At 71.1% G+C, this 16,676-nt stretch carries 15 protein-coding genes; 14 read left to right on the top strand and 1 reads right to left on the bottom strand.

All coding sequences use genetic code 11. The features are described from left to right. Window positions 1–134: 134 nt before the first annotated feature. From ACIBBH_RS28320 to metF, 5 genes are all read left to right on the top strand, one after another. On the top strand, window positions 135–1,856 hold the full coding sequence (locus tag ACIBBH_RS28320; protein ID WP_399409334.1) for a cytochrome bc complex cytochrome b subunit: 1,722 nt from the start codon (window positions 135–137) through the stop codon (window positions 1,854–1,856). A gap of 171 nt (window positions 1,857–2,027) precedes the next feature. Beyond that, window positions 2,028–2,390: a DUF3099 domain-containing protein gene (locus ACIBBH_RS28325; RefSeq protein WP_399409336.1), complete on the top strand. Its 363-nt coding sequence runs from the start codon at window positions 2,028–2,030 to the stop codon at window positions 2,388–2,390. Window positions 2,391–2,584: 194 nt separating this feature from the next. Next, window positions 2,585–3,514 carry an RNA polymerase sigma factor SigJ gene (gene sigJ / locus ACIBBH_RS28330; protein ID WP_399409338.1) on the top strand — a complete coding sequence of 310 codons (930 nt, stop codon included), beginning with the start codon at window positions 2,585–2,587 and terminating at the stop codon, window positions 3,512–3,514. A gap of 362 nt (window positions 3,515–3,876) precedes the next feature. Then, a complete protein-coding gene (locus ACIBBH_RS28335) occupies window positions 3,877–4,911 on the top strand; it encodes a carbohydrate kinase family protein (RefSeq protein ID WP_399409340.1) in 1,035 nt (344 codons plus the stop codon). Beyond that, window positions 4,895–5,800 (top strand): methylenetetrahydrofolate reductase [NAD(P)H], encoded by a 906-nt coding sequence (gene metF / locus ACIBBH_RS28340; RefSeq protein WP_399409342.1) that lies wholly within the window; start codon window positions 4,895–4,897, stop codon window positions 5,798–5,800. The genes ACIBBH_RS28335 and metF overlap by 17 nt, the downstream gene beginning before the upstream one ends. A gap of 233 nt (window positions 5,801–6,033) precedes the next feature. On the opposite strand, the gene ACIBBH_RS28345 is transcribed toward metF, so the two are convergent. Further along, complete coding sequence (locus ACIBBH_RS28345; RefSeq protein ID WP_399409344.1) at window positions 6,034–6,795, bottom strand: sigma factor-like helix-turn-helix DNA-binding protein; 762 nt, start codon at window positions 6,793–6,795, stop codon at window positions 6,034–6,036. A 294-nt stretch (window positions 6,796–7,089) separates the two neighbouring features. Here ACIBBH_RS28345 and ACIBBH_RS28350 point away from each other — a divergent pair, with 294 nt between their 5' ends. From ACIBBH_RS28350 to phzG, 9 genes are all read left to right on the top strand, one after another. Continuing rightward, window positions 7,090–8,013 (top strand): aromatic prenyltransferase, encoded by a 924-nt coding sequence (locus tag ACIBBH_RS28350; protein WP_399409346.1) that lies wholly within the window; start codon window positions 7,090–7,092, stop codon window positions 8,011–8,013. Window positions 8,014–8,043: 30 nt separating this feature from the next. Next, window positions 8,044–9,123, top strand: coding sequence for a polyprenyl synthetase family protein (locus ACIBBH_RS28355; RefSeq protein ID WP_399409348.1), 1,080 nt, complete (start codon window positions 8,044–8,046; stop codon window positions 9,121–9,123). Between the two features lie 335 nt (window positions 9,124–9,458). Continuing rightward, window positions 9,459–10,643 carry a chorismate synthase gene (gene aroC / locus ACIBBH_RS28360; RefSeq protein WP_399409350.1) on the top strand — a complete coding sequence of 395 codons (1,185 nt, stop codon included), beginning with the start codon at window positions 9,459–9,461 and terminating at the stop codon, window positions 10,641–10,643. An 82-nt stretch (window positions 10,644–10,725) separates the two neighbouring features. After that, a complete protein-coding gene (locus ACIBBH_RS28365) occupies window positions 10,726–11,214 on the top strand; it encodes a PhzA/PhzB family protein (protein ID WP_399409352.1) in 489 nt (162 codons plus the stop codon). 57 nt (window positions 11,215–11,271) lie between these two features. Beyond that, window positions 11,272–12,447 (top strand): 3-deoxy-7-phosphoheptulonate synthase, encoded by a 1,176-nt coding sequence (locus ACIBBH_RS28370; RefSeq protein WP_399409527.1) that lies wholly within the window; start codon window positions 11,272–11,274, stop codon window positions 12,445–12,447. A 36-nt stretch (window positions 12,448–12,483) separates the two neighbouring features. Further along, window positions 12,484–13,107, top strand: coding sequence for an isochorismatase family protein (locus tag ACIBBH_RS28375; RefSeq protein ID WP_399409354.1), 624 nt, complete (start codon window positions 12,484–12,486; stop codon window positions 13,105–13,107). Beyond that, a complete protein-coding gene (locus ACIBBH_RS28380; protein WP_399409356.1) occupies window positions 13,104–15,005 on the top strand; it encodes an anthranilate synthase family protein in 1,902 nt (633 codons plus the stop codon). The genes ACIBBH_RS28375 and ACIBBH_RS28380 overlap by 4 nt, the downstream gene beginning before the upstream one ends. 94 nt (window positions 15,006–15,099) lie before the next feature. Then, entirely contained in the window at window positions 15,100–15,942 is an 843-nt protein-coding gene (locus tag ACIBBH_RS28385; protein WP_399409358.1) for a PhzF family phenazine biosynthesis protein, read from the top strand. Beyond that, window positions 15,935–16,636, top strand: coding sequence for a phenazine biosynthesis FMN-dependent oxidase PhzG (gene phzG, locus ACIBBH_RS28390; RefSeq protein ID WP_399409360.1), 702 nt, complete (start codon window positions 15,935–15,937; stop codon window positions 16,634–16,636). The genes ACIBBH_RS28385 and phzG overlap by 8 nt, the downstream gene beginning before the upstream one ends. Window positions 16,637–16,676 lie beyond the last annotated feature (40 nt).

Raw genomic sequence — 16,676 nt, forward strand, 5'->3', positions numbered from 1 at the left:
GCGTCGATAGCGTTCGAGCTGCTCAAGGGCACGGGCCCGCTTGCGCCGCGGCAGGCCGCCTCGACCACCGACCGCTTGCCGGCCGGACCGGGTGTGCCTGTGACGGCCGAGCGGCGAGGGGAGGGTGCGCGGGTATGAGCACGACCGAAACGGCGCCACCGGGTGCCCGCACCGAGGTGCCGAAGGGCGAGCGCATCGCCGACTGGATGGACGGGCGGCTCGGGATCTACGGCTTCCGGTCCCTGGTCCGCAAGGTGTTTCCCGAACACTGGTCCTTCATGTTCGGCGAGATAGCCCTCTACAGCTTCATCGTCCTGCTGCTCACCGGCGTCTGGCTGACGATGTTCTTCGATCCGGGGATGTCGGAGACCGTCTACCACGGACCGTACGTTCCGCTCCAGGGCGTGCAGATGTCGCAGGCCTACGCCTCCACGATCCGCATCAGCTTCGAGGTGCGCGGCGGTCTGTTCATCCGCCAGCTGCACCACTGGTCGGCCCTGATCATGATCGCCGCGATGTGCGCCCACACGCTGCGGCACCTGCTCCACGGCTCGTTCCGCAAGCCGCGCGAACTCAACTGGCTGATCGGCTTCGTGCTCCTGGTCGTGGTCACCCTCGAGGGCTTCGTCGGCTACTCGCTCCCCGACGACCTGCTCTCCGGCACCGGCCTGCGCATCGCCGAGGGCGTCACGCTCGCCGTTCCGCTGGTCGGCACGTATCTGACGATGTTCCTGTTCGGTGGCGAGTTCCCGGGCCACGACGTGATCGGCCGGTTCTACAGCATCCACATCCTGCTCATCCCGGGCATCGTCGTGGCGCTGCTGGCCGTGCACCTGCTCCTGGTCTTCTACCACAAGCACACCCAGCACCGGGGTCCGGCCCGCACCGAGAACAACGTCGTCGGCCAGCCCCTGATGCCGCACTACGCGGCCAAGGCCGGAGGCTTCTTCTTCCTCATCGCCGGTGTGCTCTGCCTGCTCGCGGGCCTCGCCCAGATCAACCCGGTGTGGACATACGGTCCCTACCGGCCCGACCTGATCTCCCAGGGCTCCCAGCCCGACTGGTACATGGGCTTCCTCGAAGGCGCCCTGCGGGCCATGCCCGCCTGGGAGTTCACGGTGGCCGGCTACACCGTCAGCATGGGTGTCCTGATCCCCGCCGTCATCCTGCCCATGGTGATGATCCACGTGGCCGCCGGCTGGCCGTTCCTCGAGGCCTGGGTCAGCGGGGACAAGCGTGAGCACCACCTCCTGGACAAGCCGCGCGACCATCCCACGCGGACCGCGTTCGTCACCGCCTTCGTCGCCTTCTACCTGGTGCTCTTCTTCGGCGGCGCCAACGACGTCCTGGCCGAGAAGTTCCACCTGTCCCTGAACCAGATCACCTGGGCGGTGCGGATCGGTGTCTTCGCGGTCCCGGCCGTGGCGTACTTCGTCACCCGGCGGGTCTGCCTGGGCCTGCAGCGCCGCGACCGCGACAAGCTCCTGCACGGCCGCGAGACCGGCCGGATCAAGCGGCTGCCGCACGGCGAGTTCGTCGAGGTGCACGAGCGCCTGGACCGCCGGCGCGAGTACACCCTGCTGGCCCGCGAGGAGTACAAGCCGCTGCCGGTGCCCGTCGCGGACCACGACGGCGTGCCCAACCCGAACCTGCGCGAGGAGAAGCGGCGCTACCGCCTCAGCCGCTGGCTCTACGGCAACCAGGTCGCCAAGCCGACCGAGCAGGAGATGCGGGAGGCCCTGGCCCATTTCGGCGATTCGGTGAACGGCCACGGCCCGGCGGGCGGGCACCTGCCCGCGCAGGCCGGAGCACAGCACGCCGTCGAGGGACGGGAGCCGGACCAGGAACTGCTCTGACCCGGCGGGCACGACGCAGAGGGCCGGGACAGTGAGGGCGGCGCGGGTGATCAGGGGACGGTCACCCGCGCCGCCGCCTTTCCACCGTCCTTCGTGACGTGGCCGGTTGCGCACCTCCCCCACCCCATCCGCTCGTCCGGCGTACCTGCCGGGAGTGTCCACGGAGGCCCGATGAGCACAACGCCCTGGCGCGGGGACGCACCCCCGGCCGAGTCCATCACCCGGGCGCGCACCGGCCTGACACACGACCTGCGCCGTCGCCAGCGCCGCTACCTGATGTCCATGCTGGTCCGCACGGCCTGCGTGGTCACGATGGCCGCCACCTGGAACCACTGGCCCGTCGTCGCGGTCTGCGCCCTGGCCGGCTCGGTCGTCATCCCGTACGTCGCCGTGGTGGTCGCCCAGGCCCACTGGCGCCAGCAACGAGGCACCCGGCACGCGGTGACCTGGACCCGCGAGGACCCCGCCCCACCCGTCCGCGTCGTCCTCGAACCGACCCTGATCCTGCCGCCGGAGAAGAACACGGTGGGCTGAGGGGGCACCGCTTCGGTCTCCGGGGCACCGGACGACGACGCCGCTGAGGATCGTCACACACAGCTACGTGGCGCTTCGCGGCCCGGGGTGAACCGGTCGATGCCGACTGTGAGACGACGCCCTGGCCTGACAATCGGAGGTGCTGTCTCGTCCAAGAGGTGACGGCAGAGGCGTTCCGAGGAGATGTCGACACCATGAGCACCCGATCCCCGCAGGGAGACGACCGGCTGGATCCGAGCCTGAGCGCGGTCATGAGCGAGCGGCGTGCTCTGATCAATCTCGCGTACCGGTTGCTCGGTTCGCTGGCCGATGCCGAGGACGTCGTGCAGGAGACCTACGCCCGCTGGTACGCCATGACGCCCGCGCGGCAGGAGGCCATCGCATCCCCCGGCGGCTGGCTGACCAAGGTCGCCAGCCGTATCTGCCTGGACCAGCTCGGCTCGGCACGCGCCCGCCGCGAGAGCTACGTGGGCGAATGGCTGCCCGAACCCGTACCCGACCGCACGGAGTGGATCAGCGGCCGCTCCGGCAACGTCGCCGACCCGGCGGACCGGGTCACCCTCGACGAGTCCGTCACCATGGCCTTCCTCGTCGTCCTCGAATCACTCACCCCGGCCGAACGCGTCGCCTTCGTCCTCCACGACGTCTTCCGCTACCCCTTCAACGACATCGCCGACATCGTCGGCCGCACACCGGCGGCCTGCCGCCAGCTCGCCTCCTCGGCCCGCCGCCGTATCCGCGACGTGCGGCCCGCCACCAGCACGACAGCCCAACGCGCCGCCGTCGTCAGCGACTTCAGACAGGCGTGGGAGGCCAAGGACATCAAGGCCCTCATCGGTCTGCTCGACCCCGACGTCCTGGCCATCGCCGACGGAGGCGGCATCGTCCCCGCCGCGCTCGACCCCGTCCGGGGCGGCGAGCAGGTCGCCCGGGTCTTCGCCGACATCATGGGCAAGGAAACCGGGCTGTCGATCCAGGAGCGCAGCGTCAACGGCCAGCCCGGACTGGTGATGCAGCGCGAGGGGATCACCTTGTCGGTCCTGGCCTTCGACGTGACCGACGGCCGCGTCCAGCGCATCTGGGCCGTGCGCAACCCCGACAAGCTCCGGCCGTGGACGGTGTGACCGCAGCCTGACCCGGCCGGCGCCGTCTCCTCCCGGGAGGCGTCGCTGCACGCTGCCCCGGATCGGCCGCCCCGGCCTGTGCCGCCACGTGGGCCGGCTCACCGGTCCGTATCCGGGTCCGTCCCACCGGGGCCGCCGGGTGCACGCCGAGCACGGAGCCGGCCCCGGCACCTGCCGGGGACCCTGCCGCGCCGGACACCTGAGGCGGCTGCCGTGCCCTGCACGCCGGCTCCGTCGTGTTTCGAGCTGGGCTCGTCCGGCGCTGTGCATCGTGACGGTGACCGCGACGTCTCGCCGTGCCGGCCGTGAGCTGCCCCACCGCACCGGCGAACGGAGCGACCCAAGCGACCGAAGGAGTCCTCGTGCGCATCGCGGTGACCGGATCCATCGCCACCGACCATCTGATGGTCTTCCCCGGGCGGTTCACCGAGCAGCTGCTCCCCGACCAGTTCGCCCACCTCTCGCTCTCCTTCCTCGTCGACCGGCTCGAGGTGCGCAGAGGCGGGGTCGCGGCGAACATCGCCTACGGGCTCGGCGGCTTCGGACTGTCTCCGCTGCTGGTCGGAGCGGTCGGCACCGACTTCGCCGAGTACGAGGTGTGGCTGAAGGACCACGGCGTCGACACCGCGGGGGTGCGTGTCTCCGGTGAGCGCCAGACGGCGCGCTTCCTGTGCATCACCGACGACGACGCCAACCAGATCGCCGCGTTCTACGCGGGCGCGATGGCGGAGGCGTACGACATCGGCCTGGGCGCGCTCCTCACCGGAGGCGAGCGTCCCGGGCTCGTCCTGGTCTCGCCCGACGATCCGTCGGCGATGCTGCGCCACACCGCCGAGTGCAGGGCCCTCGGCCTACCCTTCGCGGCCGACCCCTCGCAGCAACTGGCGCGCCTGGACGGCGAGCAGGTCCGCGACCTGGTGGAGGGCGCCGCCTGGCTGTTCACCAACGAGTACGAGGCCGCCCTGCTGAAGGAGCGCACCGGCTGGAGCCACGGCGAGGTCCTCGCCGCCGTCGGCGCCTGGGTCACCACCCTGGGCGCGAGGGGAGTGCGCATCGAACGCGCAGGATCGGCCCCCCTCGTCGTCCCCGCGGTCCACGACGCCGAGACGGTCGACCCGACCGGGGTCGGCGACGCCTTCCGGGCCGGATTCCTGGCCGCCGTCAGCCACGGGCTGCCGCTCGAGCCCGCGGCCCGCCTGGGCTGCGCGCTGGCCTCCGTGGCGCTCGGCGCGGTGGGTTCGCAGTCCCACGAGGTCGACCGGGCACAGCTGTCCGCTGTCGTTGAGCGGGCCTACGGCCCCGGCGCGGCCGCGCCGCTCGCGCCCGTCCTCGCCGCCCCGGCCGCCGGCACCCCGTGCACCTCGATGCCGGAGGCCGGACGTGACGACCCTGCGTGATGTCCTCGCCCGTGAGACCCCCTCGTTCTCCTTCGAGTTCTTTCCGCCGAAGACGGACGCCGGCCAGCGGAACCTGTGGCAGGCGATCCGCCGGATCGAGCGGCTGGTACCGGACTTCGTCTCGGTCACCTACGGCGCGGGGGGTTCGTCGAGGGACCGCACCGTCGAGGTGACGAAACGGATCGCGACCGAGACGACGCTGCGTCCGGTCGCCCATCTCACCGCGGTCGGACACTCGGTGGCCGAGCTGCGCCACATCATCGGCCAGTACGCCGACGCCGGCGTCCGGGACGTCCTCGTCCTGCGCGGGGATCCGCCCGGCAACCCGAACGGACCGTGGACCGCGCATCCCGAAGGCTTCTCCCACGCCCACGAACTGGTCTCCTTGGTGAGGGAACTGGGCGACTTCAGCATCGGGGTCGCGGCGTTTCCCGAGCGTCATCCGCGCTCGCGCGACTGGGACAGTGACATCAGGCACTTCGTCGCCAAGTGCAGGGCGGGCGCCGACTACGCCATCACCCAGATGTTCTTCCACGTCGAGGACTATCTGCGGCTGCGGGACCGGGTGGCCGCCGCGGGCTGCGACATCCCGATCATCCCGGAGATCATGCCGGCCACCGACGCGCGCCAGATCAGCCGCTTCGCCGAACTCAGCGGGGCCGCCTTCCCCGAGGAACTGGCACACCGCCTGGACGCCGCGCGGGACCACCCCGCGCAGGGGTATCGCATCGGCGTCGAATACGCCACCGCCATGGCCGAGCGGCTCCTCGCCGAAGGGGCTCCCGGCCTGCACTACATCACGCTCAACCGTTCCGCAGCGGCGCCCGAGATCCACCGGGCCGTACGGAACACAAGGAGTGCCCGGCACGTTCTCGCGGGGCACCGCTGACTCCACCGACCTTCGCCGGGCGGGAGGACCCAGGTGGACGGCAGCACGTACGAGAGCGCCCGGCCGCTCACGAAGGAGCGGACGCCGACCCGGGCGCTGTCCCGCCGCTGCGGCTCGCCGGAGTCGACGAGGACGAGACGGGGGAGCCCGACGTCGTGCGCGGCATCGAATAAGGTCACGGTCGCCGTCACCGGCGCGCCGCCGTTCGGCCCCGCCGGCCGACGGGGGAGGCCTCAGCGGGCCCGGTTCGCCGCACGGACAATCGCACAGGCCTCGGCCACCGGGTCGGCGTAGGCGGGTTCGCCGGGGTTGACGACCAGGTGGATCCGCTCGATCCGGCCGTCGCAGAGATCGAGCGACACGGCGTGCAGGAACCTGCCGTCGCGGTCACGGAAGACCGAGCCGGGCCGGCCGCCGACCTGGCACTCCTCCCTCGTGACCCCCACGCGCAGCAGCGGCGGGACGATCGCCGTGAGCAGCCTCGTGACGTTCTCGGCGCCCGCCACGCACGTGGGCCAGGGCAGCGGCTCGCGGCCACCGTCGCTGACATCCGCGACAGCGGCGAGGAACTGGCGGCACGCCTCCTGCGAGCAGCCGAGCGCCGACGCGATCTGCATGTCACTGCACCCGAAGGCCTCCCGCAGCACGAAGACGGCGCGCTCGAGCGGCGACAGCCGCTCCAGCACCATCAGGGCCGACAGCGACAGTGATTCCGCCAGGTCCGCCGGCCGGGCCGGGTCCGTCAGGTCGCCGGCGAGCAGCGGCCCGACGAGCTCGCCCCGCGCGATACGGGCCGACCGCAGGGCCTTGGCCGCGATCCGGGTGACTTCGGCCGCCAGATGTCCCTCGGCCGACGCGGGCGGCGTCGGCGCGACCATCCAGCGCAGCCGGGCCGCCTGCACCGCGTAGTGAGCCGCACGCGCATCGCCCACGATCCGGAAGGCGATCGCGAACAGCAGGGGCCGCAGCTTCGCGAACTCCTCGGCTTTGGTCACACCGGCTCCTCGGGAACGACTGCGGGTGGCCGTCACCCGGTCCGCCCACCGGCAGGCGTGCCCGCCGCCAAGGGGGACGGTGACGAGCGGGCACGCCCGGGTTTGGGGGCTCACGGCGCATCCTAGGAGCGGCTGATCGCCAAGTCCCCTGCAAGCAGCGGAAGTTCGAGTTCGCCTGCAGTGAGGTTCCAGCACCGGTGGGCAGCGCGGCACGGGTGATCGGAAGTCGACCGGCGCTCAAGGCCGGTCGTCAATACTCGGCCCTGTACCCAGGACGCAACGCACGGAGGAGTAATGCCCGAGACCTCTGAGTTGGCAGACCTCTACTCGGCCATCGAGAAATCTGCCGGACTGCATGGGGTGCCTTACTCGCACGACAAGGTCCGGTCGGTCCTGACCGCGTACAAGGACGCGGTGACAGCTCCCCACACGATGATCGCCTTCCGGATGGGGACCGGCCGGCGCTACGAGAGCGACGTCGACTGGCGCTTCTCGGTTCCCCAGGAGACCGATCCCTACGCCGTCGCACTGGCGAACGGCCTCACCGAGAGCACGGACCACCCCCTTCACTCCCTGTTCGCCGAGGTCGTCGAGCGGACCGACGCCGTCGGCCACGGCATCGACTTCGGAGCCTCCCACGGCTTCAAGAAGATCTACGTGCTCTACTCGCCGAACGACATGGAACCGCTCTCCACGCTGGCCGACCTCCCGTCCATGCCGAAGAGCCTGGCCGGGAACTACGACTTCTTCGCCCGGCACGGCATGGGCGGCAAGCAGCTGATGATGTTCGCGCTCGACTACCAGCACCGCACGGTGAACGTGTACATCAACGGGCTGTCCGCCGAGTCGCTCACGGAACAGAACCTCCGCTCGGTCTTCCGCGACCTGGAACTGCCGGAACCGAGCGAGCGGTTGCTCAAGCTCGGTGAGCGGGCGGCCGGGGTCTACGCCACCTTGAGCTGGGACTCCCCGAAGGTCGAGCGGTTCTGTTTCACCAACGTGGCCAAGGACCCGGGGGATCTTCCCGTTCCGATGGAACCGAAGATCAAGAAGTTCCTGGCGAGCATCCCGCGCCGGACCCCGGACGACACGTTCCTCTACTACGTCGCCATGTCGTCGACCGGCGAGGAGCTCTACAAGTTCCAGTGGTACTACCGGTTCCCGACGTGGCTGAACCCGATGCTGCAGTCCGACACAGCCGAGAACCAGGGCAACTGATCCCGGTCGACCCTGCACCGAAGGGACAGCATGACCAGCACCCGAACCAACCCCGTGGAAGCCGTCGAGGACGCGCTGCGCCGGTTCTTCGCCGACCGCCGCAGCGAGGCAGTGGAGATCGGTGCGGCCTGCGCCGACGCGGTCACCGAGTTGGAGACCTACGTACTGCGCGGCGGCAAGCGCGTGCGCCCGGCCTTCGCATGGCTCGGCTGGCTCGGTGCCGGGGGCGAGGCGGAGGGCCCCACGGCCGATGCGGTGGTGCGTATCGGCGCCGCGCTGGAACTGTTCCACGCCTCGGCTCTCGTCCACGACGACGTCATCGACGCGGCCCCGACCCGCCGTGGCGCCCGCGCCGCCCACGTGATGTTCGCCGACCGGCACCGGGACCGGTGCTGGAGCGGTGACGCGGAGCTGTTCGGCACGGGCGCCGCGATCCTGATCGGCGACCTGGCCCAGGGCTGGGCCGACGACCTGGTCCACACATCCGGGCTGCCGGCGCCGGCGCAGGCGCGGGTGTCCCCGGTGTGGTCGGCCCTGCGCGCCGAGGTCCTGCACGGTCAGCTGCTCGATCTGACGGCCGAGGCGGCGGGCGACGAGGACATCGACACACCGCTGAGGGTCAACCAGTACAAGACGGCTTCCTACACGGTGGCGCGCCCGCTGCACATCGGCGCCGCGATCGCCGGCGCGGACGCCGGACTTGTCGGCGTCTACCGCACGTTCGGGCACGACATCGGCGTCGCGTTCCAGCTGCGCGACGACCTGCTCGGTGTGTTCGGCACCCCTGAGGAGACCGGCAAGCCGTCCGGCGGCGACCTGATCCAGGGCAAGCGCACGGTGCTGTTCGCGGCGGCGCTGAAGTATGCCGACGAGCGGGACCCGGACGCTGCGAAGTTCCTCAGGACCAGGATCGGGACGCAGCTCACCGACGACGAGCTCCGTGCGATGCGCGCCATCATCACCGACGTGGGGGCGGTCGGCCACGTGGAACGCGACATCGCCCGGCTCACCGACCGGGCCGTCGCCGCGCTACGGGCGAGCAGTGCCACCGACTACGCGAAGGACCAGCTGACCGCCATGGCGATCAGCGCGACACAGCGGACCTCCTGACCCGGTGTCTGGCCCGACTCCCGCTGTACACAAGCCTCTTGGGGTGACCCAGGTCACTCCAAGAGACTCTTGTCGAGAACAATCCGTATATGTCACTATTTGTGCACGTCTTTCCTGCCCGGAACATGAACCGGCAGTGAGTTGACGTCGTATCTGCCGCCCGTACGGGCAAGCCCGCGTCGCTGCCCTCCCGGCATCCAGCCCTCCTTTCCGCATCCCGGCACCGCGCACGGTGAACCGGGGATCAGCGCCGTATCGATCCGTGGAGGAAGCATGTCGAAAGCCGCTCGGTCAGCACAGCTCCACGCCGCCGGCGAGAAGCACCACGGTGCCGCATGAGCAGGCTGCGCTGGCTGACCGCGGGGGAGTCCCACGGTCCCGCTCTGGTGGCGACGCTGGAGGGTCTCCCGGCGGGGATCCCGGTGACGACGGCGATGGTGGCCGACCATCTGGCTCGGCGGCGTCTGGGGTACGGGCGCGGGGCGCGGATGAGGTTCGAGCGGGACGAGGTCACCTTCCTCGGTGGCGTCCGGCACGGCCGCACGCTCGGTTCGCCGGTCGCGGTGATGGTGGGCAACACCGAGTGGCCCAAGTGGGAACAGGTCATGGGGGCCGACCCCGTCGACCCGGAGACGCTCGAGAACCTGGCGCGCAACGCCCCGCTGACCCGCCCGCGGCCGGGGCATGCGGATCTCGCCGGGATGCAGAAATACGGCTTCGACGAGGCCCGCCCGATCCTGGAGCGCGCCTCCGCGCGGGAGACGGCGGCCCGCGTCGCGCTGGGCGCGATCGCCCGCTCGTACCTGAAGGAGACGGCCGGGCTCGAGATCGTCAGCCATGTCGTCGAGCTGGCCTCCGCCAAGGCGCCGTACGGGGTGTACCCGACGCCGGCCGACGTTCAGCGGCTGGACGCCGATCCGGTGCGGTGCCTGGACGCGGACGCGAGCAAGGCGATGGTCGCCGAGATCGACCAGGCCCACCAGGACGGCGACACCCTGGGCGGCGTCGTCGAGGTCCTCGCCTACGGCGTCCCGGTCGGCCTGGGCTCGCACGTGCACTGGGACCGGCGCCTGGACGCCCGCCTGGCCGCCGCGCTCATGGGCATCCAGGCGATCAAGGGCGTCGAGGCCGGCGACGGCTTCGAGCTGGCCCGCGTCCCCGGCTCCCGGGCCCACGACGAGATCCTCGCCACCGACCAGGGCATCAAGCGCGCCTCCGGCCGCTCCGGCGGCACCGAGGGCGGGCTGACCACCGGAGAACTGCTGCGGGTACGGGCCGCGATGAAGCCGATCGCCACCGTCCCCCGAGCGCTGGCCACCGTCGACGTGTCGACGGGTGAGGCGGCCAAGGCGCACCACCAGCGCTCCGACGTGTGCGCGGTGCCGGCGGCCGGCATCGTCGCCGAGGCGATGGTCGCCCTCGTCCTCGCGGACGCGGTGGCGGAGAAGTTCGGTGGCGACAGCGTGAGCGAGACCCGGCGCAACGTGCGGTCCTACCTCGACCACCTGCACATCCGCTGAGCCGCGGAGCCGGCCGGCTTCCCTCCGGCGGCACAGCTTTTCGTCGTTCATTCAGTTTCCCGACCACACACAGGGGTCCATCGTGTCCGAATCCGTAGACACCAAGCCGTTCACCGACGAGGCGGAACTGCGGCGCAGCAACCGCGCGGTCGTCGAGCGGTACATGAACACCAAGGGGCAGGACCGGCTGCGCCGGCACGAGCTGTTCACCGAGGACGGTGTCGGCGGCCTGTGGACCACCGACACCGGCTCTCCCGTCGCCACCCACGGCAGGAACCGGCTCGCCGAGCACGCCGTCTGGTCCCTGAAGTGCTTCCCGGACTGGGAGTGGTACAACGTCCGGATCTTCGAGACGGACGACCCCAACCACTTCTGGGTGGAGTGCGACGGCCACGGAAAGATCCGCTTCGGGGACTACCCGGAGGGCTACTACGAGAACCACTTCCTGCATTCGTTCGAGTTCGAGAACGGGAAGATCAAGCGGCAGCGTGAGTTCATGAACCCCTTCCAGCAGCTGCGGGCCCTCGGCATTCCCGTCCCCGAGATCAAGCGCACGGGAATCCCCACCTGACCGGACGTCTGACGCGAACGACATCACGCTGGATCGGAGTACGGCATGAAGGACGTCGTGAAGGACGTCATCCGCGATATTCGTATCCGCGGGGCACTGCACCAGCCGGAATGGGGCGATCTTCTCCAACTGAGCCAGGTGAGCGAGGCACTCGCCTCGCGCCCCACCCTCGTCCAACCCGACGACGTGGCCACCATGCGGACCCTGCTCGGCACCGTGGCCCTCGGACAGACCCTGGTGGTGCAGTCCGGGGACTGCGCCGAGGACCCGCAGGAATGCCGGCCCCACCACGTCGCACGCAAGGTGGCGGTGCTCGACCTGCTCGCCGGGGCGCTCGGCCTGATCACCGGCAAGCCCGTCCTGCGCGCGGGACGCATCGCGGGGCAGTTCGCCAAGCCCCGGTCCAGGCCCACCGAAGTCGTCGACGGTGTCGAACTCCCCTCGTTCCGGGGGCACATGGTCAACGGCCCGGAGCCGGACGCCGAGAGCCGCCGGCCCGACCCGCTGCGCATTCTCACCGGCTACATGGCCGCCAGCGACATCGTCGACCATCTGGGCTGGCGCGAGCGGGGTGCGGGCCGGGACGTGGTGAGTCCCCTGGTGTGGACGAGCCACGAGGCGCTGCTCCTCGACTACGAGGTGCCCATGCTCCGCATCGACGAGCAGGGGCGGCTGTTCCTGGGCTCGACCCACTGGCCGTGGATCGGCGAGCGCACCCGCCAGGTCGACGGCGCCCACGTCGCCCTGCTCTCCCAGGTGGCCAACCCGGTGGCGTGCAAGGTCGGCCCCTCGATGGAGCCCGACGAGCTGCTGGCCCTGTGCGAGCGGCTCGACCCGTGGCGCGACCCGGGCAAACTCACCCTGATCGCGCGGATGGGATCCGGCACCGTCGCCGACCGGCTGCCGCGCCTGGTCGAGGCCGTACGCGGCGCGGGCCACCCGGCCATCTGGCTCACCGACCCCGTGCACGGCAACACCGTCACCGCGCCGAGCGGCCACAAGACCCGGCTCGTGGAGACCGTCGCGCTCGAGGTCTCCCGCTTCGTGACCGCCGTGCGCGACGCCGGCGGCGTCCCCGGCGGTCTGCACCTGGAGACGACGCCCGACGACGTCACGGAGTGCGCCGCCACCGAGGCCGAACTCGCCTCTGTCGGCGAGCGCTACACCTCCTTCTGCGACCCCCGCCTCACCCCCTGGCAGGCCATGTCCGTGATCTCGTCCTGGACCGCCTGAGCCCCCACGCATCGAGCAGGAACAGGAACCGAACCCATGACCGGCATACCTCCCATCTCCGCGTATCCGCTTCCCGCCGAGGGCGACCTGCCGCCGGCCGTCGTGTCCTGGAAGGCCGAGGCCGACCGGTCGGTCCTTCTCGTCCACGACATGCAGCGGTACTTCCTCAAGCCGTTCCCCGACAGCCTGCGGCACGACCTGATCCGAGGCGCGGCGCACCTGCGCGAGCGCTGCGCCGAACTCGGCGTCCCCGTCGCCTACACCGCCCAGCCCGGCGGCATGACCGACGAACAGCGCGGTCTGCTCAAGGACTTCTGGGGCCCCGGCATGCGGACCTCACCCGAGGACCGTGAGGTGGTCGACGCCCTCGCGCCGGCCGAGCACGACTGGCTGCTCACCAAGTGGCGCTACAGCGCCTTCTTCAGGACCGACCTGCTCGAGCGGATGCGCGCCGCGGGCCGCGACCAGCTCGTCCTGTGCGGTGTGTACGCCCACGTCGGCGTCCTGGCCACCGCCGTCGAGGCCTTCACCCACGACATCCAGCCGTTCTTCGTCGCGGACGCCACGGCCGACTTCTCGGAGAACCACCACCGCTCGGCCCTCACCTACGCCGCGGAGCGCTGCGCCCGCGTCGTCACGGCGAAGGAGGTGTTCGCATGACGTACGCCGATCTGCTCGGCCAGGTGCTGAACGGGCCGGCGCAGCCGTACGCGCTGCTGCACCGTCCCGGCGCGACCGGCCCCGACGTCGTGGAGGTCCTGACGGGCGAGGTGTCCCTGCCCCCGACCCTGGCCGACATCCCGCTGCCCGCGAGCCCGGCGGACGGCGCCGGCGCGCACCACGAGGTCCTCGTCGTCGTGCCCTACCGGCAGCTGACCGAACGGGGCTTTTCCTGCGCCGACGACGGCACCCCGCTGGTGGCGATGACCGTCACCGGCCAGCAGCGGCTGCCGCTGGAGGAGGCGCTGGCCCGCATCCCCGATGTGCGGACCCCGCTGGCCGGCGGTGACTTCGACGTCGACGACGCGGCGTACGAGGACGTGGTGCGCCGCATCGTCAAGGAGATGATCGGCACGGGGGAGGGCGCGAACTTTGTCATCAAGCGCACCTTCGTCGCCGACATCACGGACTACGGGCCGCGCAGCGCCCCCGCGCTGTTCCGCCGGCTCCTGCAGCGTGAATCCGGCGCCCACTGGACGTTCCTGATCCACACCGGGACCCGCACGCTCGTCGGCGCCTCGCCCGAGCGGCACGTCAGCCTCCAGGCGGGCACGGCGGTCATGAACCCCATCAGCGGCACCTACCGCTACCCGTCGTCCGGCCCCACTCTCTCGGGCGTCCTGGAGTTCCTGGGCGACCGCAAGGAGACCGACGAGCTGTACATGGTCCTCGACGAGGAACTCAAGATGATGGCGCGGATCTGCGCCACCGGCGGCCGGGTCGTGGGCCCCTACCTGAAGGAAATGGCCAAGGTCGCGCACACCGAGTACTTCATCGAGGGACGCACCGACCGCGACGTACGCGACATCCTGCACGAGACGATGTTCGCGCCCACGGTCACCGGCAGCCCGCTGGAGAGCGCCTGCCGCATCATCACCCAGTACGAGCCCGGCGGGCGCGGCTACTACAGCGGGGCGGCGGCGCTGATCGGGCGGGACGCCGACGGTGAGCGCGTCATGGATTCCGCGATCCTCATCCGCACCGCCGACATCAGCGCGCAGGGACGTCTCGGCATCGGCGTGGGCGCCACCATCGTGCGCCACTCCGATCCGGCGTCCGAGGCCGCGGAGACCCGCGCCAAGGCCGCCGCCCTCGTCTCGGCCCTCGGCGGCGGGGAGGAGACGGAGCGCTTCGCCGACCATCCGGTCGTGCGCCAGGCCCTGGGCCTGCGCAACGCGTCCATCGCCGACTTCTGGCTCACCGACGCCGAGGCACGCGCGGCGGCGCGGCCGGAACTGGCCGGGCGCAGTGTCCTCGTCGTGGACGCCGAGGACACCTTCACGTCCATGCTGGACCAGCAACTGCGGTCCCTCGGGCTGCGGGTGACGGTCCGCCGCTTCGACGAGCCGTACACCTTCGAGGGGCACGACCTGGTCGTGATGGGGCCGGGGCCGGGCGATCCGCAGGAGGTCGCGCACCCCAAGATGCGCCACCTGCACACGGCGGTGGGCACCTTGCTGCGCGAACACCGCCCGTTCTTCGCCGTGTGCCTCAGCCACCAGGTCCTCGGCCTCGGGCTCGGCCTGCCGCTGCGCCGCAGGGAGGTTCCCAACCAGGGCGTGCAGAAGGAGATCGACCTGTTCGGCGGCGCCGAACGCGTCGGCTTCTACAACACCTTCGCGCTCGTCGCCGACAACGACGAGTTCGTCGCGGACGGCGTGGGACCGGTCCGGGTCAGCCGGGACCCGGCCACCGGGGAGGTGCACGCCCTGAGCGGGCCCCGTTTCGCCTCCCTGCAGTTCCACCCGGAGTCCGTGCTCACCCGGGAGGGGCCGCGCATCGTGGGCACGCGCCTGGCCGCGCTGCTCGCGCCGGCCGAGGCCGCCGGCCGGGCCTGAGGGCCCTGGAGCGGCCTCACCCGAGCTGCTTGGCCGGCGCGCACCCCCGAGCGCCGGCCCGGCACTCGCCGACATCAGACGAGTGGGAGACCAGATGCATACGTACGTCGTCGTCGACGCGTTCGCGCGCGAGCCCCTCACCGGCAATCCGGTGGCGGTGTTCTTCGGGGCCGACGACCTGACCGCCGAGCAGATGCAGCGCATCGCGCGGGAGATGAACCTGTCGGAGACCACGTTCGTGCTCCGCCCCCAGCAGGACGGCAACGACGCCCGCGTGCGGATCTTCACGCCGGTCAACGAACTGCCCTTCGCGGGGCACCCCTTGCTGGGAACCGCCATCGCGCTCGGCGGACGCACCGATGCGGACCAGCTGCGGATCGAGACCGCCATGGGCGTCATCCCCTTCGCACTGGGGCGCGACGCGCACGGCAAGGCCGTCTCGACCAGCATGCGGCAGCCGGTGCCCGTGTGGGAGCCCTTCGACCGCACCGACGAGCTCCTGGAGGCACTCGGCATCGATGCCTCGACCCTCCCGGTGGAGATCTACCGCAACGGCCCGCGCCACGTCCTCGTCGGCCTGGAGAGCGTCGAGGCGCTGTCGAAGGTGGACCCCGATCACCGCGCCCTGGCCCGTTTCCCCGACATGGCGACCAACTGCTATGCCGGGCAGGGCAGTTCCTGGCGCAATCGCATGTTCTCGCCCGCGTACGGGGTCGTCGAGGACGCGGCCACCGGCTCCGCCGCGGGGCCCATCGCCATCCATCTCGCCCGGCACGGCCTGATCGAGTACGGGCAACGCATAGAGATCACACAGGGCGTCGAGATCGGCCGCCCCTCTCCCATGGGCGCGCTGGCGCACGGGGAGGGCGACCACGTCACATCCGTCGAGGTCGCGGGCCCTGGTGTGGTCACCATCGAAGGGGTGCTTCATGTCTGACCTGACCCAGTCCCACCCGGCCCACGGCACAGCGGTGGCCGCCCGCGGCGGCACCACCCGGTCCGAAACACTCACCGGCACCGTCGAGGTGCCCTTCCCCGAGTTCCTCGCGCCGCCGGCCGAGCCGATGGGGCTGCTGAACACATGGCTCGAGGTCGCCGTCGAGCGCGGGGTGCGCGAGCCCCGCGCACTTGCCCTGGCCACCGCCGACGCGCAGGGCCGTACCTCCTCGCGCATCGTGGCCCTCACCAAGGTGACGGGCACCGGGATCGTGTTCATCACCCACGCCGACAGCCGCAAGGGCCGCGAACTCGCCGAGAACCCGTGGGCTTCCGGTGTCCTGTACTGGCGGGAGACCAGTCAGCAGATCACTTTCGCGGGCCCGGTCACCCAGCTGTCCGACGCCGAGTCGGAGTCCCTGTGGTTCGCGCGGGCGGTGTTCACGCACGCCATGACGACGGTCTCCCGGCAGAGCACGCCGCTGGACGGCCTCGACCACGTCGCCCGGCTGCGTGCCGAGGCCCTGGAGCTGGGCGAACCGCAGCGGCCGCTGCCGCGGCCCGCGACGTTCGTGGGCTACCGCATCGATCTCGCCTCCGTGGAGTTCTGGGCCAACGGCACCGACCGGCTGCACGAACGGCTCTGCTACGAGCGCATCGGCGGCGGCTGGGAGATCAGCCGGCTCCAGCCCTGAGTCCCCTGCCGGGGGACCCCGTACCGCTCCGGCACCCACC

The organism is Streptomyces sp. NPDC051636, assembly GCF_044453765.1.
In the GTDB taxonomy this organism is placed as follows: domain Bacteria; phylum Actinomycetota; class Actinomycetes; order Streptomycetales; family Streptomycetaceae; genus Streptomyces.

Excerpts from the sequence above, each read along its gene's own strand:
- ACIBBH_RS28320 (WP_399409334.1), top strand. The coding sequence starts at position 135 with ATGAGCACGACCGAAACGGCGCCACCGGGTGCCCGCACCGAGGTGCCG.
- ACIBBH_RS28325 (WP_399409336.1), top strand. The coding sequence starts at position 2,028 with ATGAGCACAACGCCCTGGCGCGGGGACGCACCCCCGGCCGAGTCCATC.
- sigJ (WP_399409338.1), top strand. The coding sequence starts at position 2,585 with ATGAGCACCCGATCCCCGCAGGGAGACGACCGGCTGGATCCGAGCCTG.
- ACIBBH_RS28350 (WP_399409346.1), top strand. The coding sequence starts at position 7,090 with ATGCCCGAGACCTCTGAGTTGGCAGACCTCTACTCGGCCATCGAGAAA.
- ACIBBH_RS28355 (WP_399409348.1), top strand. The coding sequence starts at position 8,044 with ATGACCAGCACCCGAACCAACCCCGTGGAAGCCGTCGAGGACGCGCTG.
- aroC (WP_399409350.1), top strand. The coding sequence starts at position 9,459 with ATGAGCAGGCTGCGCTGGCTGACCGCGGGGGAGTCCCACGGTCCCGCT.
- ACIBBH_RS28375 (WP_399409354.1), top strand. The coding sequence starts at position 12,484 with ATGACCGGCATACCTCCCATCTCCGCGTATCCGCTTCCCGCCGAGGGC.
- ACIBBH_RS28380 (WP_399409356.1), top strand. The coding sequence starts at position 13,104 with ATGACGTACGCCGATCTGCTCGGCCAGGTGCTGAACGGGCCGGCGCAG.
- ACIBBH_RS28385 (WP_399409358.1), top strand. The coding sequence starts at position 15,100 with ATGCATACGTACGTCGTCGTCGACGCGTTCGCGCGCGAGCCCCTCACC.
- phzG (WP_399409360.1), top strand. The coding sequence starts at position 15,935 with ATGTCTGACCTGACCCAGTCCCACCCGGCCCACGGCACAGCGGTGGCC.